Origin of the sequence: Agromyces sp. Soil535 (genome assembly GCF_001428255.1) — a bacterium.
In the GTDB taxonomy this organism is placed as follows: domain Bacteria; phylum Actinomycetota; class Actinomycetes; order Actinomycetales; family Microbacteriaceae; genus Agromyces.
Map to the genome: position 1 here is coordinate 130842 of NZ_LMRW01000004.1, position 19192 is coordinate 150033.

Consider the following 19192-nt stretch of genomic DNA (forward strand, 5'->3'; position numbering starts at 1 on the left):
ACCACCGCCGCCCCAGACGCCCTAACGGCGGACGAGTCCCGGCCAGATGCGGGCTTGCCTCTCCAGGACGTAATCGTGGGCCTGTTGACCGGTTGCGGTCATCGGGTCGATGGCGGGTACGTGCCCGGTGTTCATCGTGTCCAACGCGATGGCCACGCCGAGGAGGTACTTGCCGAGCGGAGGCAGCGGCTTGTCCATCTGGACCATCGTCCCGGGCAGCGGGGGCACCGGGCGAGCAGTGACCTCGGGCCAGTCCTCCTGGGGACGCGGCGCATCCCGCGTGAGGATCGGGGCGATGTCCGCGGCGACCGCATCGCGCCCGGTAAGGGGTGGTCCGAGGGAGAAGCGCTCCCTGAGCGTCCGTATCACTGAGGTGTTGCGGTACTCCTCGGTCACGACGGTCATCGGGTCGATGTAGGCGGATACGGCAAGGGTCGGGATGCGGATACCCGAGCGATCGAAGCGGAAACCCATCTCGCCGGGAGGAGCTGCCGGGTCGGGCGGAGGAGCGCTCGGGGGCGGGACGTGGTCGTAGTTACCGTCATGCTCGTCGAACGAGACCATGAACAAGGTGTTGGCGTAGTTCGACCCATCCGGCGTCGACGAGGCGCGGATGGCGGAATAGATGCGAGCCAGCAGTTCCTCCCCGCCCAGGATCGACGACGGGGGGTCAGCCGAGAGCCCGGGGAAGAGTACGTTGAACGCCGGGTGGTAGTCGTTGTGCGCGTGCAGCAGGTTCGGCTCGATGAACGAATAGGTGGGCAGCTTCCCGTGCTCGGCGTCCTCGAAGAAGTCATCGAGAGTCGAGAAGTGGGTGGCGAACCGCTCGTGAAGCCGGGGCGTGTGGATCAGCCCCGTGATCGAGAACGGCATGTCGGGGTCCACGTAGACACGCCACGAGAGCCCCGCGGCCTCGAGTCTTTCGAAGATGGTTTCAGCGTCGTTGTGCTTCGGGAAGCTGTCCATCGCAGGGAGCGCGTCGGCCTGATGTGGTTGGGCGGCGTTCACCACCAGACCGGAGGCGCTCCCCGCGTGGTAGAACGACCGGTTCGTGAACGTCTGCGAGGGCACCTCGCAGAACCAATGATCGAAGGTCGCGAACCCCCTGGCGATGGTTGAGATGACCGGGACCTGTTCGGGCGTGTAGCAGGACATGATCTGCGCGTACTCGTCGTACTCGGGCAGCCGACCCATCTCGCTGCGGAACGTGTTGACGTAATCGAGGACGAAGCCGTCCATCGTCGGCACCCGCGCCGGATCATCCGGGGCGTTGAACGGCACCTGCATGGCCTCGTAGGACACGAACCGGTTGCTCTCGGGTGCCACGATCCCGAACAACTGCGTGTTCGTGTGGGGATGCTCCTCACCCGCATCGGGGTTCGGCGCGTCCATGGACGTCGCCACGTGCAGCGGCACCACGCCACGCTCGGCTCCCGGCGCATAACTCGGGATCGGGTTCGACAGGTCCTTGCCGATGACGCCCTCGAACGACGGCACCTCGCCGGGCTCGTACAGATGGCCCAACAGGTTGTCGAAGGATCGATTCTCGAACATCACCGCCACAACGTGATCGAACCGTTTGTGATTACTGCGTGCCATGATCAACCCCCAGGTTCTTGACATCGCTGTCGGTGTAATTGTCCCGACCCAGGACGGCTCCCCGCCACCGTTGGCGGCGTTCAGTGCCCGGCTCGCATCGAGTGCAGCCAGCTCGGAGGCCACGGCCCGGTGACGTCGACCACTGCCCATATCGTCGAGCCTGTTGCCTGTGGAGGATGTCGAACTGGTCGAGCTGGCCCTGAGGAAGCGTGGAGGGCTTCCACGGTGGGTTGTGCCGAGCGGTGGGGTCGAACTGGATCGATGCTGCGCTCATCCCGCTTGGTCATCTTCGTCCGCATACGTGGCGCTGAGGCGTTCGACCACTTGCGTGGGTCACCGTAGGTCACGATGGCTACAGCGATGGCTGCACCCAGCTGGGCGAAGAGGAACGAAGCCCAGAGGAGATATCCGGTCAGAACGGCGCTTCCAGTGGAGCGGATGACGGGAATCGAACCCGCGTAATCAGTTTGGAAGACTGAGGCTCTACCATTGAGCTACATCCGCGCGCGCCCGCTCGCGGGCACTGGATCATCGTAGTACACGGCCGCGGTCGGCCATTGCAGGCGTGCGCGCCGCATCCGTTCGAGGGAGCACGCGCATGAGCGGGCGAGAGACGGTCGAAGCACTGGTCGCGACGCTGAATGCCGGTGACGTCGACGGCATGGACGCCGTCTTCCACGAGGACGCGGTCATGGAGTGGCCGCAGTCCGGCGAGCGCATCGTCGGCGGTGACAACCGGCGTGGCATCTATCGTTCCTTCCCGCGGCTGCCGACCGTCACGCCCCGGCGCATCATCGGGGAGGGGGACCTGTGGGTGCTCGAGGCTTCGCTCGACTACGGCGACGAGGCGGTGTACCAGACGGTGCTCGTCTTCGAGCTTCGCGACGGGAAGATCGCGAAGGAGACGGCGTACTGGTCGCAGCCGTTCCCCGCGCCCGATTGGCGTGCGGCGTGGGTGGAGCACATGACGGATGCCGCGTCGCATCCGCCGCCGGCGTCCTAACGCAGCTCGGCGATCGACCGCGCGACCCCGCGGGCGAGTCGCAGCTGCCGCTCGTAGGTCGCGGCCAGGACCACGAGGATCACGCCCGCGATGCCGAGCCACAGCCACCACCAGACGGCCTCGTAGAGCCAGGTGATCCAAGGCCAGAGCTGCGCGATCGCGTGCACGAGCAGCACGGCACCGCCGAGGAGCAGCGGGGCTTGCAGCCGGCGCGCGGCGCCGACCACGACGGCCGCGGCCGCGATGACGCCGAGCGTGATCAGCCGCCATAGCTCGGGGTCCGTGAAGTCGGCCACGAGCGCGGGCAGCAGGAGCACCGCCAACCCCGGCCCGAGCGCCGGCCAGCTGCCCAGGCCGGGGGTCCGCGACATCCGCACCGCACCGGCGCCGATGAGCGCGATGCCCACCGAGGCGGTGACCACGTCGAAGGGATCGACCACGCCGGGCACCAGCACTGCGACCCCGCCGAGCACGAGCACCCCGAGGGTGCTCCAGGCGAAGACCGGCCCAGCGATCGGTCGCGACGTGGTGGCGGCGCCCGCGATGTGGGCGGCGGCAAGCGCCGGGAAGAGCACGGCGGCGCGCAGCAGCGGCTGCCCGTCCCACAGGATGGCGAGCACGGTGGGCACGGATGCCGCGACCACCGACGCCCCGAGCATCGTCTCGGCGAACAGGGCGGGATGCGAGGCGGTGCGCGCCCAGATGACCGCGATCACGGCGCCGGCTGCGAGGGCGAGCGCCGGCCAGAACTCCACGGGCAGGCCGCTCGCCGCGCCCGCGGCCACCGCGGAACCGCGCACCAGGGCCGCGCCCGTCAGCGCGACCCAGCCGGCGGCGACGCCGAGCAGGCGAATCGGAACCCCGCGTGCCGCCTCTGGGAGGAACGCTGCTGCGATCGCCACCACGGTGCCGGCGGCGACGAGCACGAGCGTGCGGAGCTCCGACTCGGTACTCGACGCGACGCTCGGCAGCACGAGCACGGCCGCCGCGGAGGCGAACAGGGCGGTGCGGCCGGAGGAGCGGGTCGACGGTGCCGTTCGACGCCAGGTGATCAGGCCACCAGCGCCCAGGAGCGCGACGGCGAGCGGCACCGTGTACGCCTCGACATCGTCGACACCGTTGCCCGCGAGCCACGCCCAAGCGGCGCCCACCGCGATCGGCAGACTGAGCCACGAGACGTGCCGGCTCGGCGAGTCGCCGGCGATCGGGTCGTCGTGGAGCGACGCGATGAGCACCGGCACCGGAGCAAGCAGGAGCAGGAGGAGCCAGGCCTCGTCGCCGGCGAACGGCGCCGACGCGAGTGCGAGGGTGCCGGCCAAGCCCACCGAGAGGCTCCACGCCAGCCTCGGGGCTCCAGCCGCACGTGGCAACGCGGCGTGGCCGGCGGCCGCCGCGAGGAGGACGCCGGCTGCGGTGCCGACGACGAAGGCGGGGGCATCCGGGACCGCGTCGAATGCGGCGCCGAGCGCGAGCGCGACGAGCGGCGGGGCGACGGCGGCGAGGGCGCCGCGCACGAGGGACGACGCGGAGGGGCGGATCCCGACGACCACGACGGCGGCTCCGAGCGTGGCCGGCAGCCATCCGAGCGGCGCGTCGTCGAATGCCGTGGCCATCGCACCCGCGGTCACCCCGACGAGCAGCGGCAGCGTCATGCTCGTGCGATCGAGCGGGGGGATGCGCGGCACGAGGAGGGCGGCGCCGAGCAGGATCGAGGCGACGGTGCCCAGCCACATCCACGGTGACTGCCAGGGGTCCACCGGCGGATCGGCCGCCGCATCGAGCCATGACGGGATCGAGAACGCGACGACACCGACGAGCACCGCGACGGCGGCGAGGTGCGCCGCGCCGATCCCGAGTGCCGACCCGGTCGGCCACACGCGCGCGGCCAGTAGCCGCCCGGCGACCACCAGGGCGAGGAGCGCGGCGATCGTCCACGGCCAGACCGGAGCGCTCGAGTAGGCGGTGCTCCAACCGATCGCGCCGGCCGAGGTCCCTCCGACCGCGAGGATCGCGAGCAGGCCCGGGACGGCCGCGCGACCGGTCACGGCGGCCATCGCGAGGGCGATCGCCGAGAGCAGTACGAGCGCGGATGCGGCGAGCCATACCGTGGGGGCAACGGATGCCGCGACCACGGCGCCTGCGGCGGCGAACGCGACCGGGATCGCCGCGAGCTGTCGGAGTCGGGAGAAGACCGCGACCACGGCGGCGCTGCCCGCGGCCAGGATCAGCGGGACGAGCACCGCACCGAGGTGGATCTCGTCGTCGGGCGACGGCAACGCCTCGGTCGGGCCGTACGCCCATGGGCTGATGCCCGACATCGCCCGGATGCCGATCGCCTGGAGCCCGGCGAGTCCTCCGACGACCGCCGCGGCGGCCGCCACCGCGGCGGCGGCGCCGAACCCGGCGAGCACCTCCCGACGGGCACGGAGGACCCGCGCCGCTCCGGCGAACAGGCACGCGACGACGACCGCTCCCGCAGGTGCGATCCACAGGGCGTCAGGGCTGTTGAGCTCCTGCAGCGATCCCACCACCGGTGCCAGCGCGACGCTCGCGCCGAGCGCCGCCGCTGCGATCCAGCTCCATGGCGACGTCGTGTCGCGCTCGCGGAGAGCGATCACGACCACCGCCAGCAACCACGCCCCACCGGCGCCGAGCAACGCCCACGACGCCCCCCATGCGACCTCGGGGAGGGCCCACGGCGCGTCGATCGTGGCGGCCGCGCCGCCCACGAAGCCGGCGGCGAGCAGGATGCCGCGCTCGGGCGAGGCGCGCAGGGCGCCCGCGACGACGCTCCCGACCACGGCGGTCGCGAGGCCGCCCAACCAGACGCCGGCGGCGGTCTCGGGCTCGATGGAGTATGCCAGCAGGAAGGCCGAGACCGGGGCGAGTGCGGCGGCCGCGTACCCGGGCACGCGGATGCCGCTCACGGCTCGCGTGGCGGCGAGCAGGCCCGCGACGATCGCGAGCGCCACGCCCGCGTACGCCGAGGCGCTGAGCCGCTCGCTGCCGAACAGCTCGTTGGCCCGCACGATCCACACGTCGAGCAGCAACAGCACGACGGCGACGGAAGCCACGCCCTCGGCGGTGCCCGGCAGTCGACGCGCGCGCAACACCCACGCGAGGCCGAGCACGAGCACGCTGGCGCCCGCGATGATCATCGAGCGCACCTCGAGGCTCGCGACCAGGTAGGCGACGAAGAGGAACACGATCGCGGTAACGGAGATGAGCACCACGCCGAGCGTGAGCAGGAGGACCTGCACGCCCGACCGACCACTGCGGCGCTCGACGGCGGCGGAGGCGGCGGACGCGATCGGGGGAGCCGGGGGAGCCGCGACGGCTGCGGCCGCCGGCGGAGCGGCGGCGACCGTGCTCGGGGTCGTGGCAGCCGTGGACGTTTCGCCCTGCGTCTGGGTGGTGACGGATGCCACCGGAGCGCCCGCCTCGGCCAGGTACGACGTTGCCGGCGCCGCGACGGCCCACTCGACCGGCACGCTCGTCGTCGCGAGGTCGACCCACGCCTCGCGTGCGGCTTGTGCTACACGCATTCGGTCGATGAGCTCCTGCCGGGCGAGCTCGTCGCGGTAGACGGCCGCGGAACGCCCGAGGAGCTCGTCGGCCTCGGGAACGGCGAGGTCGAGCCCGCACACCGCGCAGCGCGTCGAGGCGAGCGGACTGAAGCACGCCGGGCAGCACGTGGTGTCGACGAGTTGGGTCGGATCGGCGGGCCAGCGGCGCGGCGCCGGCCCGCCGACGGGACTCGGGCGGTCGGTCATGCGCACACTCTGCCACGAGCGCTCGGCGTGGCGGCAGATCCTCCACAGGGCCCGTTCGGGGGTCACCGACCGGGCCGCACCGGCTTCGGGCGCCCGCCGCCCGTCCCCCACAGCGAGCACACGCCCCGTGCAGTAGACTTTCGGGGGTCCATCCGCCTGACGTGTGCTTCGGCATGCCCGCGCGGGTGAATCGACGAGTTGAGTCGGCGACTCGGGGCGTAGCTCAGCTTGGTAGAGCGCCCGCTTTGGGAGCGGGAGGTCGCAGGTTCGAATCCTGTCGCCCCGACGAGTTGCACGACTCGACACGAACTTCCACACAACAGGAGAACTTCCACATGCCGACCACTTCGGTTGAGAAGCTGAGCCCGACGCGCGCCAAGCTCACCATCTCGGTGACGCCCGAGGAGCTGAAGCCCAGCATCGCCCACGCCTACGAGCACATCGCCGAGCAGATCAACGTGCCGGGCTTCCGCAAGGGCAAGGTGCCGCCGCCCATCATCGACCAGCGCGTCGGCAAGGCCGCCGTGCTCGAGCACGCGGTCAACGAGGGTCTCGACGGCTTCTACCGCGCCGCCGTCACCGAGCACGAGCTGCGCCCGCTCGGCCGCCCCGAGGCCGACATCGTCGAGTGGCCGAACGAGAAGGACTTCTCGGGCGACCTCCTGCTCGCGATCGAGGTCGACGTGCGGCCCGAGATCGAGCTGCCCGCGTACGACGGCCTCGAGCTCACGGTCGACTCGGTCGAGATCGGCGACGACGAGGTCAATGAGGAGCTCGAGCGACTGCGCAGCCGTTTCGGCACGCTCATCACGGTCGACCGCCCGGCGAAGTCCGGCGACTTCGTGACCCTCGACCTCGTCGCCACGATCGACGACACCGAGGTCGACACCGCGAGCGGCATCTCCTATGAGCTCGGCTCGGGCGAGCTGCTCGAGGGCATCGACGAGGCCCTCGACTCGCTCACCGCCGATGAGACAACGACCTTCGACTCCAAGTTGCTCGGCGGCGACCACGAGGGCGAGACCGCCGAGATCACCGTCACCGTCACCGCCGTCAAGGAGCGCGAGCTCCCGGCGGCCGACGACGACTTCGCGCAGATCGCCAGCGAGTTCGACACGCTCGACGAGCTCACCGCCAGCCTCAGGGAGCAGGTGGCCCGCAACAAGTCGTTCGGCCAGGGCACCCAGGCCCGCGACCTGCTCGTCGACAAGCTCCTCGAGCTCGCCGACGTCCCGGTCGCCGACAGCGTCATCGAGGACGAGGTGCACCGCCACCTCGAGTCCGAGGGTCGCCTCGAGGACGACGAGCACCGCGCCGAGGTCACCGAGTCCAGCACGAAGGCCTTCAAGACGCAGATCGTGCTCGACGCGATCGCGGAGGCCGAGCACGTGCAGGTCAGCCAGGACGAGCTCACCCAGTACCTCGTGCAGGGCGCCGCGCAGTACGGCATGGACCCCAACGAGTTCGTGCAGGTCCTGAGCCAGAACGGCCAGATCCCCGCCATGGTCGGCGAGGTCGCGCGCAACAAGGCGCTCGCGATCGCGCTCGGAAAGGCGAAGGTGACGGATGCCGCGGGCAACGCGGTCGACCTCTCCGAGTTCACCGCCGTGGTCGTCTCCGAAGAGGACGCGCATGCCGCGGCCGAGCCCGAGGCCGCCGAGGTGCCCGAGGCGGAGAAGAAGCCCGCCCGTAAGCGCGCCGCGAAGAAGGCCGACGCCGACGAGGCGCCTTCGGAGGCCGAGGAGCCGAAGAAGCCGGCGCGCCGGCGCGCTACCGCGAAGGCCGACGCCGAGTAGTCGGGAGGAACGACTCCCGTCTGCGGGTCGAGGAGGCGCGAAGCGCCGTCTCGAGACCCATGTCAAGGTCTCGAGACGCGCCGAAGGCGCTCCTCGACCCGCAGACCTGTCTCCGGGAGGAACCATGGGCGACTGGCAGCAGCGCGTCGACGCCGTCTGGGCGTCGGCCGACGAGCTGGGCGACGACGAGGTGATCCGCCGCATCGACGCCATCGCCGCCGAGAGGCCGGCCGACGATCCGGTCGCACTCTTCGAGCGCGCCGGTGCCCGGGATTCCGCGGGGCTCGAGGCAGAGGCCGAGACGCTCTACCGGCGGGCGCTCGCGGGCGGCCTCGACGGCTCCGAGCGCGTGCAGGCGCACATCCAACTGGCCTCCACGGTGCGCAACCTCGGACGGCCGCTCGAGGCCGTCGCGCTCCTCGACGCCGTCGAGTCCGAGTCGGGCGAGCTCCGCGATGCGGTGGTCGCGTTCCGGGCGCTCGCCCTCGTCGACGCCGGCGACGCCCGCCGCGCGGCATCCGAGGCCCTTGTGGCCCTCGCACCGCACCTCGTCCGGTACCGCGCGTCGCTCGCGGCGTACGCGGCGGAGCTCCGCTCCTCCGCCTAGGGCGAACAGCCCCGTTCGCGTGTGTTGCACCGGATAGATTCGAGTGAACGCGACAACGCAAAGGGAGCGACACACATGGCCGAAGCGACACCGACCCCCGGTGTTTTCGATCGACTGCTGAAGGACCGCATCATCTGGCTGGGTTCCGAGGTGCGCGACGACAACGCCAACGAGATCGCGGCGAAGCTGCTGCTCCTCGCCGCCGAGGATGCCAAGAAGGACATCTTCCTCTACGTCAACTCGCCCGGTGGCTCCATCACCGCCGGCATGGCGATCTACGACACCATGCAGTTCGTGCCGAACGACATCGTCACCGTCGGCATCGGCATGGCCGCCTCGATGGGGCAGCTGCTCCTCACGGCCGGCACCAAGGGCAAACGGTACATCACCCCGAACGCACGCGTGCTACTGCACCAGCCCCACGGCGGCTTCGGCGGCACGGCGAGCGACATCCAGACCCAGGCGCAGCTCATCCTCGACATGAAGAAGCGGCTTGCCGAGATCACCGCGGCGCAGACCGGCAAGTCGGTCGAGCAGATCAACGCCGACGGCGACCGCGACCGCTGGTTCAACGCGCAGGAGGCCCTCGAGTACGGCTTCGTCGACCACATCCGCGAGTCGGCACTCGACGTGTCCGGCGGCGGCGGCACCGACCAGGCGTAGCACCGAGAGAAGAGAGAACGAGCGAATGAACACCCCATCCTTCGGCGGCACCGCCTTCAGCGGCGGCATCCAGGCCCCCGGCTCGCGCTACATCCTGCCGAGCTTCGAAGAGCGCACGGCCTACGGCTACAAGCGCCAGGACCCGTACGCGAAGCTCTTCGAGGACCGCATCATCTTCCTCGGCGTGCAGGTCGACGACGCATCGGCCGACGACATCATGGCCCAGCTCCTGGTGCTCGAGTCGATGGACCCCGATCGAGACATCATCCTCTACATCAACTCGCCGGGCGGCTCGTTCACGGCCATGACCGCGATCTACGACACGATGCAGTACATCCGTCCACAGATCCAGACGGTGGTGCTCGGCCAGGCCGCATCGGCGGCGGCCGTCATCGCCTCGGCCGGCACCCCGGGCAAGCGCCTGGCCCTGCCGAACGCGCGCGTGCTCATCCACCAGCCCGCCATGGGCGAGGCCGGACACGGCCAGGCGTCCGACATCGAGATCCAGGCGGCTGAGATCATGCGCATGCGGTCGTGGCTCGAGGAGACGCTCTCGCGTCACTCGAACCGCACGCAGGCGCAGGTCAACGCCGACATCGACCGCGACAAGATCCTGTCCGCCGAGGAGGCCCTCGAGTACGGCCTCATCGACCAGGTGCTCACGTCGCGCAAGAGCCTCCCGGCGCTCGCGCGGTAACTCAAGCGACGACCGAACGCGGCGGATGACCCGGCCCTCGGGCCGGTTCGTCCGCCGCGTTCGGCGTGTCCGGCCGCTTCCGGTGCGCGGTTCGCGCAGCGCGAACCGCGGCTCGATCCAATCCGGGCGCGCCATGCCGCTCCGCCCCGATCTCGGGCTAGGCTCGGTACAGACTCGTCGACAGGGAGGGTTCGATGGCACGCATCGGGGAGAGCGCCGACCTACTCAAATGCTCCTTCTGCGGGAAGAGCCAGAAGCAGGTCCAGCAGCTCATCGCGGGGCCGGGCGTCTACATCTGCGACGAGTGCGTCGAACTCTGCAACGAGATCATCGAGGAGCGGCTCGCCGAGGCCGGCGAGTCCGAGTCCGGCGAGTTCGAGCTGCCCAAGCCCAAGGAGATCTTCGCGTTCCTCCAGGAGTACGTCATCGGGCAGGATGCCGCGAAGCGGGCCCTCGCCGTCGCCGTCTACAACCACTACAAGCGGGTGCGCTCCCGCACCACGCTCACGACCGCCGACCGCGCCCACGACGACGTGGAGATCGCGAAGTCGAACATCCTGCTCATCGGGCCCACCGGCTGCGGCAAGACGTATCTCGCACAGACCCTCGCGAAGCAGCTCAACGTGCCGTTCGCCGTCGCGGATGCCACAGCCCTCACCGAAGCCGGCTACGTCGGCGAAGACGTCGAGAACATCCTGCTGAAGCTCATCCAGGCCGCCGACTACGACGTCAAGCGCGCCGAGACCGGCATCATCTACATCGACGAGATCGACAAGATCGCCCGCAAGGCCGAGAACCCCTCGATCACGCGCGACGTCTCGGGCGAGGGCGTGCAGCAGGCGCTCCTGAAGATCCTCGAGGGCACCGTGGCGTCGGTGCCGCCGCAGGGCGGCCGCAAGCACCCGCATCAGGAGTTCATCCAGATCGACACGACGAACGTGCTGTTCATCGTCGCCGGCGCGTTCTCGGGGCTCGAGGACATCATCTCCTCGCGGGCGGGCAAGCGCGGCATCGGCTTCGGTGCTCCGTTGCACAACAAGCAGGAAGACGCCGAGCTCTTCAGCGAAGTGCTCCCAGAGGACCTGCACAAGTACGGCCTCATCCCCGAGTTCATCGGGCGCCTCCCCGTGGTCGCCACGGTCACGCCCCTCGATCGCGACGCACTGATGGAGATCCTCACGGTGCCCAAGAACGCGCTCGTGAGGCAGTACCAGCGCATGTTCGAGCTCGACGACGTGGAACTCGACTTCGAGGATGCCGCGCTCGAGGCGATCGCAGACCTCGCCGTGCTGCGGCAGACCGGTGCCCGCGGGCTCCGCGCCATCATGGAGGAGGTGCTGGGCCCGATCATGTTCGAGGTGCCGTCCTCCACGGGCGTCGCCCGTGTCGTGGTCACCAAGGCCGCGGTGCTCGACAATGCGGCGCCGACCATCGTGCCGCACAAGCCGCGCCGCGCCGAGAAGTCCGCCTGACGCGAAGCCGGCGCTCTTGCGCGTGGCCGTCATGGCGTCGAGGTCGCCTCGCGACTAATCGAATACCCGCACGAGCTGCCAGCGCGCGCCGTCGTGCTCGACGTCGAACACGTGCGTCTCACCGTCGTCGGTGCTCGCCTGGAACCGCCAGCCCGAGATCGTCAGCGGCATCCGCCCGAGTGTGACGACATGCTCGGAGAAGGGATTCCACCAGTCGCACGGACCCACCAGCGCGGTGGGCGTGTCGGTGACGCGGAACCGGCGCGCGCGCCACACGAGCCGCTCGGGCTCACCGGCATCGCTCGTCCAGACTTCGACGGACTCCTGCACCCGGGTCATGTGCGCCTCCACCCGCGTTCGAAGATATGTTCGAATGCTAGCACCCTGCGCGGCACGGTGGAACGGCCCGCCGCCCGCCGGCCCGCGGCATCCGGATGCTGCGCGGCGATCGAGCGGCGATCGGGCGGCGGTGGTCAGGCCAGGTCGTCGTCGGTGCGCGCTCCGAAGACGATCTCGTCCCAGCTCGGCATCGACGCGCGCCCCTTCCTGGAGCCACGCGACGAACTCACGGACCCGGTCGCGGACTTCCCGCCCCACAGGGCTCGTGCGGCGGTGCCGGGCTTCTCCTCGGCAGGCTTCACGTCGGCGGCCGGTTGCTGGGGCGCCTCGGCGACGGGAGCGGGCGCGAGCGGCATTGGCAGTTGCGGCTGCTCGGGCTCGGCGACCGCGGCCTCGCGTTCGCCGCGGCGGCGACGCAGCGCCTCGAGCAGGTCGGCCGTCTCGCTGAGCGTCTGCTTCGGTTCGTCGGCGCGCTTGATCGCCGCGCGGGCGGCGGCCGGGCTCGAGGTCGCGGGCGTCGTGCGGGCGTAGGGGACCGGCTCGAGGTGCGGGGCCGTGTCGTGCTCACCGTGATCGGTCTCGTCGAACGTGAACGCCCCGCTGTCGAACCGCGACTCGACGACGTCCTGCGCGACGGCGCGCAGGCGCGGGATCAGGCCGCCCTTGAGTTCGCCCTGCTGCGACAGCGTGGTGGCCTCGGAGTTCATCGGATGCAGCGACTGCTTGCGGGGCTCGAAACCCCAGCGCGCGTCGTGGTCGATCGTGTCCGCCGTGAACTCGAGCTTGACGATCCAGCCGCGCTCCTCGTCCTTCCAGCTCGCCCAGCGTTCGCCGTGGGCGCTGAGCTTGGCGAGACGGTCGCGGATGACGCCCCCGAACGTTGTCGGCTCATCGGCAGGGTCCACGTCGGCCGACACATGCACGGGAACCGCGAGTGCCGACGTCACGACGTGCTCGCGCTCTGCGAGGACCGGACCCTCGAACCGGCGGATGTAGTCGACGGACGCGCCGGTGACCTGGGCCACGTCCTCGGCGGACAGGCCGGAGCGGATCATCGACTGCACCTCGCGGGGCGAGGGCTTCGGGCCCTTGTGCGTTTCGGGCTGCGCCTGGCGGATCCGCGACTGCAGCACTTCGTCGATCTCGATCCGGAAGCGTGCGCCGTCGTCCGAGGCGGCGAGCAGTGCGCCGTTCTCGACACCGATTACCTTCAGTTCCTGCATCGCGACAAGCCTTTCGTGCCTTCGTCTCCGCCCAAGGATGCCATGTCGCACGCAGGGCCGTCGGGAATAGCACGGGCGCGGCGGAAGTTGAGGTGGTAGCAGCTTGAGCAGGGGTGCGTAAGTGGTTTGCTTACGCAACCGATTTGATGCAGACTATGGCCGCCGAATCTTCGGCGATGAGGAAATGGATGGGAATGGCAACGGATTACGACGCACCGCGGAAGACCGAAGACGACTCCGAGTCGATCGAGGCCCTCAAGGAGCGCGTCCCCGACAAGATGTCGGGAGTGGTGGATGTCGACGACGCCGACAACCCCGGAGGCTTCGACCTGCCCGGTGCCGACCTCTCCGACGTCGAGCTCGACGTCGTGGTGCTGCCCCCGCAGGCCGACGAGTTCACGTGCGTGAACTGCTTCCTCGTGAAGCACCGTTCGCAGATCGACCACGAGACGAAACTCGGGCCGATCTGCCTGGAGTGCGCCTCCTAGAGGTCGCCCATTGCAGGCCCAGGCCGTCGTGATCCGTTGATCGCGGCGGCCAGCTCTTTGGGGCGGCGGCTCGAGAGCAGCCAGTACGGCGCCGGATCCGCCGGGTCGGTGATGGGCACGCGCACGACCGGATGCACCCATCCGCGGATGACGAGGAACGCACGCGCGTCGAGCCCCGTGCCCCGCTCGATCTGCGCATCCCCATCGAACGCGGCGACCGCCTCGCCGGTGTGGTCGAGGGAGATCTCCGCACGCCCGGCCCGCAGCTTCCGGTCGCGCACCTCGATGACGGGAGCGGTCAGCGTGAGCGAGCCGACGGTGGCGCCGTAGAGGACGACCCCGGTCGCGATGCCGGCCGGCAACGAGACGGGTGCGAGCACGAGGATGCTGGCGGGGATGAGCAGCAGCGTCGCGATGTAGATCCAAGGCGTCGGCCACAGTTTCTCGCGGTAGTCGGGCATGGACCTATTCGATCAGACTTCTGCACTACCCTCGAACAGTGACCGAATCCGTTGACGTGCTGATCACGGCCGATCGCCTTCCGTCGTACGCCCACCCGGGCGATGCGGGCGCCGATCTCCATGCCGCCGAGTCCGTCGTGCTCGGCCCCGGAGAGCGTGCCACGGTCGGCACGGGTGTCGCGATCGCGCTGCCCGATGGGTACGTGGCATTCGTCGTGCCGCGCTCGGGACTCGCGTTCAAGCACGGCATCACCATCGTGAACGCGCCTGGCACCGTCGATGCCGGCTATCGCGGCGAGATCAAGGTCGCATTGCTCAACACCGATGCCAGCCGGCCCTACCCGATCGAGGCGGGCGACAGGATCGCCCAGCTCGTCGTCATGCCGGTGAGCCGGGCGCGGTTCGTCGAGGTCGAGCGGCTCCCCGGGAGCATGCGCGGCGACGGGGGATTCGGCTCAACGGGATTCGGGGAGCACAAGTCAGGAGTGAACGCGTGAGCGACATCGAGAACATCGACGACATCCCCGTCGACCAGCCCAAGTCCGCACCCGGCGACCGTGCCAGCGCCGGCCCGTTCGACGAGTCGGAGGCGAACCCGGTCCGCCCATACGTCGACCTCGGCGGCGTGAAGGTGCTGCCCCGCGAGGGCCTGCACCTCCGCCTCGAGGTGGAGGAGGGCACGAAGCGCGTCGTGGCCATCGGCCTCGACTACGCCAACTCGACCCTGCAGGTGCAGCCGTTCGCGGCGCCGCGCACGAGTGGGCTGTGGCACGAGATCCGCGCGCAGATCACCGACCAGATCGCCCGCCAGGGTGGCACGACCACCGTGCGTGAGGGTCCCTTCGGCCCCGAGCTGCTCGCGCAGATCCCGGTCGCGGCCGCGGAGGGCCAGGCGGCCCACATGCGCCTCGCGCGTTTCATCGGCGTCGATGGACCGCGTTGGTTCCTCCGCGGGGTCATCGCAGGCGAGGCCGCGGTGGACCCCGCGGCGGCCGCCCAGGTGGAAGACCTGTTCCGGTCGATCGTCGTGGTGCGGGGATCCACCCCGATGCCGCCGCGCGACCTCATCCCGCTCCGCATGCCGGCCGCGTCCACCGGCGCACCGACCGCGTAGCGATGCACGGTCCTGACGAGCACGACGCCGGCCGCGACGAGCAGGCGGATGCCGCGGCGCCCGCCCCCGAAGCCGGAACCTCGTCGCTCGACGCGCCTCTCGCGCGCGCCAAGGGTCCAGCGGACGAGGCGCCCGGGTCGAAGTCCGAGGCGGGCGAGTTCGCCCGCCAGTTCGCCGCAGCCGCCGAGCAGAGCGGACTCGGGGCGCTCGCGCGCGACGAACGGCTGACCGGCCGCGACCTGCTCACCGCGGTCGGCGGGGTGCGCGGCACCCTCGAGGCGCTGCTGCCCGGCCTCGTGTTCCTGGTGGTGTACAGCGTGCTCACGAGCCTCGTCGGGTGGGACACGCAGGCGGCGCTCATTCCCGCGCTCGCGGCATCCGTCGGACTCGCGGTGGTGTTCACCGTGGTGCGGATCGTGACGAAGGGCCAGCCGACGCAGGCTGTCGCGGGCCTCATCGGCGTGCTCGCCTCGGCGGCGCTCGCCCTCTGGACGGGAAACGCGCGCGACAACTACGTGCTCGGGTTCTTCACGAATGCGGCCTATGCACTCGCCCTCCTCGTGTCGCTCCTCGTGCGTTGGCCTGCGCTCGGCCTCATCGTCGGGTTCCTCATGGGCGACGGGCTGGCCTGGCGCGACGACAAGCGCAAGTACCGCGCCGCCCAGTTCCTCACGCTGGTCTGGATCGGGCTGTTCGTCGCACGTCTCGTGGTGCAGGTGCCGTTCTACCTCGTCGACAACGTCGAAGCGCTCGGCGCGACCCGCCTCCTCATGGGGGTGCCCCTCTACGCCCTCGCGCTCATCTTCTCCTGGCTCGTCGTGCGAGCGGTGTACCCGTCATCTGCGCGCACCGCCGAGTGATACAGTTATCTCGACGTCAAGATAAATCCGCCGCAATGACGGCGCGGATCCGGGCCGCTAAGGTGAGCCTTGCTGGATCAGCCCCCGGTCTGACGGAGAAGATTGAGAGCCGCGCGCGTGCTCGCGCGGCATCCGCGAAGGAGAGGACATCGTGTCTGCAGTGAACAGTTTCGGGGCGAAGGACACGCTCCACGTCGGTGACAGGTCCTACGAGATCTTCCGGCTCGACACCGTGCCAGGCCACGACAAGCTGCCGTTCAGTCTCAAGGTGCTCCTCGAGAACCTCCTCCGCACGGAGGATGGCGCCAACGTCACCAGGGAGCAGATCGAGGCACTCGGCTCCTGGGTGCCCACCGCCGAGCCCGACACCGAGATCCAGTTCACGCCCGCGCGCGTCGTGATGCAGGACTTCACGGGCGTGCCCTGCATCGTCGACCTCGCGACCATGCGCGAGGCCGTGTCGTCGCTCGGCGGCGACCCGAACAAGATCAACCCGCTCGCCCCCGCCGAGATGGTCATCGACCACTCCGTCATCGCCGACCTCTTCGGCCGCCCCGACGCGTTCGAGCGCAACGTCGAGATCGAGTACGAGCGCAACGGCGAGCGCTACCAGTTCCTGCGCTGGGGCCAGACCGCATTCGACGACTTCAAGGTCGTGCCCCCGGGTACCGGCATCGTGCACCAGGTCAACATCGAGTACCTCGCCCGCGTCACGATGACCCGCGAGGTCGGGGGCGTGCTGCAGGCCTACCCCGACACGTGCGTCGGCACCGATTCGCACACCACGATGGTCAACGGCCTCGGCGTGCTCGGCTGGGGCGTCGGCGGCATCGAGGCCGAGGCGGCCATGCTCGGCCAGCCCGTCTCGATGCTCATCCCCAAGGTCGTCGGCTTCAAGCTCTCGGGCGAGATCCCCACGGGCGTCACCGCCACCGACGTGGTGCTCACGATCACCGAAATGCTGCGCAAGCACGGCGTGGTGGGCAAGTTCGTGGAGTTCTACGGCTCCGGCGTGGCATCCGTGCCCCTCGCGAACCGCGCGACCATCGGCAACATGAGCCCCGAGTTCGGCTCGACCGCGGCGATCTTCCCGATCGACGACGTGACGCTCGAGTACCTCCGGCTCACCGGCCGCAGCGACGAGCAGATCGCACTCGTCGAAGCGTACTCGAAGGCGCAGAAGCTCTGGCACGACGACGCACACGAGCCCGAGTTCTCCGAGTACCTCGAACTCGACCTCTCGACGGTCGTGCCGTCCATCGCCGGCCCGAAGCGCCCGCAGGACCGCATCGTCCTCGCGCACGCCAAGGAGCAGTTCGAGCACGACCTGGTCGACTACGCCGAGGTCGACCACGATCTCGTCGACCTCGAGATCGCCGAGTCCTTCCCGGCCTCAGACCCGCCCGGCAACTCGCCCGAGGACGAGTACAGCCATCACCTGCACCACCACCACTCGCACGCGCCGAAGTCGGCCTCCAAGCCGACCAGGGTGGCGACGGCCGACGGAACCGAGTACACCCTCGACCACGGTGCGGTCACCATCGCCGCGATCACCTCGTGCACGAACACGTCGAACCCGTCGGTGATGCTCGCGGCGGGCCTGCTCGCCCGCAACGCCGTCAAGAAGGGCCTCAAGGCCAAGCCGTGGGTCAAGACCACGCTCGCGCCGGGCTCGAAGGTCGTCACCGACTACTACGACAAGGCCGGCCTCACGAAGGACCTCGAGGACCTCGGCTTCTACACGGTCGGCTACGGCTGCACGACCTGCATCGGCAACTCCGGCCCGCTCATCGAGGAGGTCTCGGCAGCGGTGCAGCAGAACGACCTCGCTGTCACTGCGGTGCTCTCGGGCAACCGCAACTTCGAGGGCCGCATCAACCCCGACGTGAAGATGAACTACCTCGCGAGCCCGCCGCTCGTGATCGCCTACTCGCTCGCCGGGTCGATGAACTTCGACTTCGAGACCGATCCGCTCGGCAAGGACCGTGACGGCAACGACGTGTTCCTGAAGGACATCTGGCCGGATGCCGCGGAGGTGCAGGCGACGATCGACTCGTCGATCAACGAGGAGATGTTCACCACGCAGTACGCGAGCGTGTTCGAGGGCGACGAGCGCTGGAAGACGCTGCCGACCCCGACCGGAGCCATCTTCGAGTGGGACGCCGAGTCGACCTACGTGCGCAGGCCCCCGTACTTCGAGGGCATGACGATGGAGACGACCCCCGTCTCCGACATCGTCGACGCCCGGGTGCTCGCGAAGCTCGGCGACTCGGTCACCACCGACCACATCTCGCCGGCCGGCTCCATCAAGGCAGACAGCCCGGCGGGCACGTACCTCACCGAGCACGGCGTCGACCGCAAGGACTTCAACTCCTACGGGTCGCGTCGTGGCAACCACGAGGTGATGATCCGCGGCACGTTCGCGAACATCCGCCTGCGGAACCAGCTGCTCGACGGCGTGGAGGGCGGCTACACCCGCGACTTCACCCAGGAGGGCGGCCCGCAGTCGTTCATCTACGACGCGTCGCAGAACTACCAGGCCAAGGGGATCCCGCTCGTGATCTTCGGCGGCAAGGAGTACGGCTCGGGCTCTTCGCGCGACTGGGCGGCGAAGGGCACCAACCTCCTGGGCGTGAAGGCGGTCATCACCGAGAGCTTCGAGCGGATCCACCGCTCGAACCTCATCGGCATGGGCGTCGTGCCGCTGCAGTTCCCCGGGGGCGAGTCGGCCGGCTCGCTCGGGCTCGACGGCACCGAGGTCGTCTCGATCTCAGGCCTCGAGCAGCTCAACGAGGGCACGACTCCGCGCACGGTGCACGTCGTCGCCGAGCCGAGCGAGCACTCGCCCGAGGGCAAGCGGACGATCGAGTTCGACGCGGTGGTGCGCATCGACACGCCGGGCGAGGCGGACTACTACCGCAACGGCGGGATCCTTCAGTACGTGCTGCGCTCGCTCGTCTGAGCGGGTCGCATCGCGCGAGCGGGGGCCGGGCCTGGAGGCGGATTCAATCGGTCGTTGCAACACCGCGTGTGATTAGTCCGTGTTGACGAGTTTATGCAGGCGCTGGGCTGGGGTTTCCCAGCCCAGCGTTTTGCG

16 protein-coding genes and 2 tRNA genes are annotated in these 19192 nt (G+C 69.7%); 12 read left to right on the top strand and 6 right to left on the bottom strand.

Translation table 11 applies throughout. The features are described from left to right. Positions 1 to 21 precede the first annotated feature (21 nt). Together ASG80_RS06250 and ASG80_RS06255 are read right to left on the bottom strand one after the other, a co-directional pair. Positions 22 to 1563, bottom strand: coding sequence for an alkaline phosphatase family protein (locus tag ASG80_RS06250; RefSeq protein WP_056729304.1), 1542 nt, complete (start codon positions 1561 to 1563; stop codon positions 22 to 24). A 466-nt stretch (positions 1564 to 2029) separates the two neighbouring features. Beyond that, positions 2030 to 2103 (bottom strand) — tRNA-Gly (locus ASG80_RS06255). A 94-nt stretch (positions 2104 to 2197) separates the two neighbouring features. On the opposite strand from ASG80_RS06255, the gene ASG80_RS06260 reads away from it, so the two are divergent. Further along, positions 2198 to 2602 (top strand): nuclear transport factor 2 family protein, encoded by a 405-nt coding sequence (locus ASG80_RS06260; RefSeq protein ID WP_056729305.1) that lies wholly within the window; start codon positions 2198 to 2200, stop codon positions 2600 to 2602. Here ASG80_RS06260 and ASG80_RS06265 read toward each other — a convergent pair. Then, a complete protein-coding gene (locus ASG80_RS06265) occupies positions 2599 to 6375 on the bottom strand; it encodes an SCO7613 C-terminal domain-containing membrane protein (protein ID WP_156401683.1) in 3777 nt (1258 codons plus the stop codon). The genes ASG80_RS06260 and ASG80_RS06265 overlap by 4 nt on opposite strands. A 212-nt stretch (positions 6376 to 6587) precedes the next feature. On the opposite strand from ASG80_RS06265, the gene ASG80_RS06270 reads away from it, so the two are divergent. The 6 genes from ASG80_RS06270 to clpX all read left to right on the top strand — a co-directional run bounded on the left by ASG80_RS06270 (position 6588) and on the right by clpX (position 11610). After that, positions 6588 to 6661: transfer RNA gene (locus tag ASG80_RS06270), tRNA-Pro, on the top strand. Between the two features lie 49 nt (positions 6662 to 6710). Then, positions 6711 to 8171, top strand: a complete 1461-nt coding sequence (tig, locus tag ASG80_RS06275) for a trigger factor (RefSeq protein ID WP_056729339.1) — start codon at positions 6711 to 6713, stop codon at positions 8169 to 8171. Positions 8172 to 8295: 124 nt separating this feature from the next. Continuing rightward, entirely contained in the window at positions 8296 to 8778 is a 483-nt protein-coding gene (locus ASG80_RS06280; RefSeq protein WP_056729307.1) for a tetratricopeptide repeat protein, read from the top strand. 33 nt (positions 8779 to 8811) lie between these two features. Beyond that, a complete protein-coding gene (locus ASG80_RS06285; protein WP_255355580.1) occupies positions 8812 to 9441 on the top strand; it encodes an ATP-dependent Clp protease proteolytic subunit in 630 nt (209 codons plus the stop codon). Between the two features lie 25 nt (positions 9442 to 9466). Continuing rightward, positions 9467 to 10138, top strand: coding sequence for an ATP-dependent Clp protease proteolytic subunit (locus tag ASG80_RS06290; protein ID WP_056729309.1), 672 nt, complete (start codon positions 9467 to 9469; stop codon positions 10136 to 10138). Positions 10139 to 10332: 194 nt separating this feature from the next. Beyond that, entirely contained in the window at positions 10333 to 11610 is a 1278-nt protein-coding gene (clpX, locus tag ASG80_RS06295) for an ATP-dependent Clp protease ATP-binding subunit ClpX (protein ID WP_056729310.1), read from the top strand. A gap of 54 nt (positions 11611 to 11664) precedes the next feature. Here the strand turns inward: clpX and ASG80_RS06300 are convergent, their stop codons facing one another. Both ASG80_RS06300 and sepH read right to left on the bottom strand, forming a co-directional pair. Continuing rightward, positions 11665 to 11949 carry a hypothetical protein gene (locus ASG80_RS06300; protein ID WP_056729340.1) on the bottom strand — a complete coding sequence of 95 codons (285 nt, stop codon included), beginning with the start codon at positions 11947 to 11949 and terminating at the stop codon, positions 11665 to 11667. Between the two features lie 134 nt (positions 11950 to 12083). Further along, entirely contained in the window at positions 12084 to 13172 is a 1089-nt protein-coding gene (gene sepH / locus ASG80_RS06305; RefSeq protein WP_056729311.1) for a septation protein SepH, read from the bottom strand. Positions 13173 to 13366: 194 nt separating this feature from the next. On the opposite strand from sepH, the gene ASG80_RS06310 reads away from it, so the two are divergent. Beyond that, positions 13367 to 13660, top strand: a complete 294-nt coding sequence (locus ASG80_RS06310) for a DUF4193 domain-containing protein (RefSeq protein WP_056729312.1) — start codon at positions 13367 to 13369, stop codon at positions 13658 to 13660. On the opposite strand, the gene ASG80_RS06315 is transcribed toward ASG80_RS06310, so the two are convergent. Further along, complete coding sequence (locus ASG80_RS06315; protein ID WP_056729313.1) at positions 13657 to 14121, bottom strand: DUF3093 domain-containing protein; 465 nt, start codon at positions 14119 to 14121, stop codon at positions 13657 to 13659. The genes ASG80_RS06310 and ASG80_RS06315 overlap by 4 nt on opposite strands. Positions 14122 to 14159: 38 nt before the next feature. Between ASG80_RS06315 and dut the strand changes: the two genes are divergently transcribed. The 4 genes from dut to acnA all read left to right on the top strand — a co-directional run bounded on the left by dut (position 14160) and on the right by acnA (position 19057). Beyond that, a complete protein-coding gene (gene dut / locus ASG80_RS06320) occupies positions 14160 to 14618 on the top strand; it encodes a dUTP diphosphatase (protein WP_056729314.1) in 459 nt (152 codons plus the stop codon). Then, a complete protein-coding gene (locus ASG80_RS06325; RefSeq protein WP_056729315.1) occupies positions 14615 to 15235 on the top strand; it encodes a DUF3710 domain-containing protein in 621 nt (206 codons plus the stop codon). The genes dut and ASG80_RS06325 overlap by 4 nt, the downstream gene beginning before the upstream one ends. Before the next feature lie 2 nt (positions 15236 to 15237). Then, positions 15238 to 16095: a DUF3159 domain-containing protein gene (locus ASG80_RS06330; RefSeq protein ID WP_056729316.1), complete on the top strand. Its 858-nt coding sequence runs from the start codon at positions 15238 to 15240 to the stop codon at positions 16093 to 16095. Between the two features lie 151 nt (positions 16096 to 16246). Continuing rightward, positions 16247 to 19057: an aconitate hydratase AcnA gene (acnA, locus tag ASG80_RS06335; protein WP_056729317.1), complete on the top strand. Its 2811-nt coding sequence runs from the start codon at positions 16247 to 16249 to the stop codon at positions 19055 to 19057. Positions 19058 to 19192: the final 135 nt, after the last annotated feature.

Excerpts from the sequence above, each read along its gene's own strand:
- ASG80_RS06260 (WP_056729305.1), top strand. The coding sequence starts at position 2,198 with ATGAGCGGGCGAGAGACGGTCGAAGCACTGGTCGCGACGCTGAATGCC.
- ASG80_RS06265 (WP_156401683.1), bottom strand. The coding sequence starts at position 6,375 with ATGACCGACCGCCCGAGTCCCGTCGGCGGGCCGGCGCCGCGCCGCTGG.
- tig (WP_056729339.1), top strand. The coding sequence starts at position 6,711 with ATGCCGACCACTTCGGTTGAGAAGCTGAGCCCGACGCGCGCCAAGCTC.
- ASG80_RS06280 (WP_056729307.1), top strand. The coding sequence starts at position 8,296 with ATGGGCGACTGGCAGCAGCGCGTCGACGCCGTCTGGGCGTCGGCCGAC.
- ASG80_RS06290 (WP_056729309.1), top strand. The coding sequence starts at position 9,467 with ATGAACACCCCATCCTTCGGCGGCACCGCCTTCAGCGGCGGCATCCAG.
- clpX (WP_056729310.1), top strand. The coding sequence starts at position 10,333 with ATGGCACGCATCGGGGAGAGCGCCGACCTACTCAAATGCTCCTTCTGC.
- ASG80_RS06300 (WP_056729340.1), bottom strand. The coding sequence starts at position 11,949 with ATGACCCGGGTGCAGGAGTCCGTCGAAGTCTGGACGAGCGATGCCGGT.
- sepH (WP_056729311.1), bottom strand. The coding sequence starts at position 13,172 with ATGCAGGAACTGAAGGTAATCGGTGTCGAGAACGGCGCACTGCTCGCC.
- ASG80_RS06310 (WP_056729312.1), top strand. The coding sequence starts at position 13,367 with ATGGCAACGGATTACGACGCACCGCGGAAGACCGAAGACGACTCCGAG.
- ASG80_RS06315 (WP_056729313.1), bottom strand. The coding sequence starts at position 14,121 with ATGCCCGACTACCGCGAGAAACTGTGGCCGACGCCTTGGATCTACATC.
- ASG80_RS06330 (WP_056729316.1), top strand. The coding sequence starts at position 15,238 with ATGCACGGTCCTGACGAGCACGACGCCGGCCGCGACGAGCAGGCGGAT.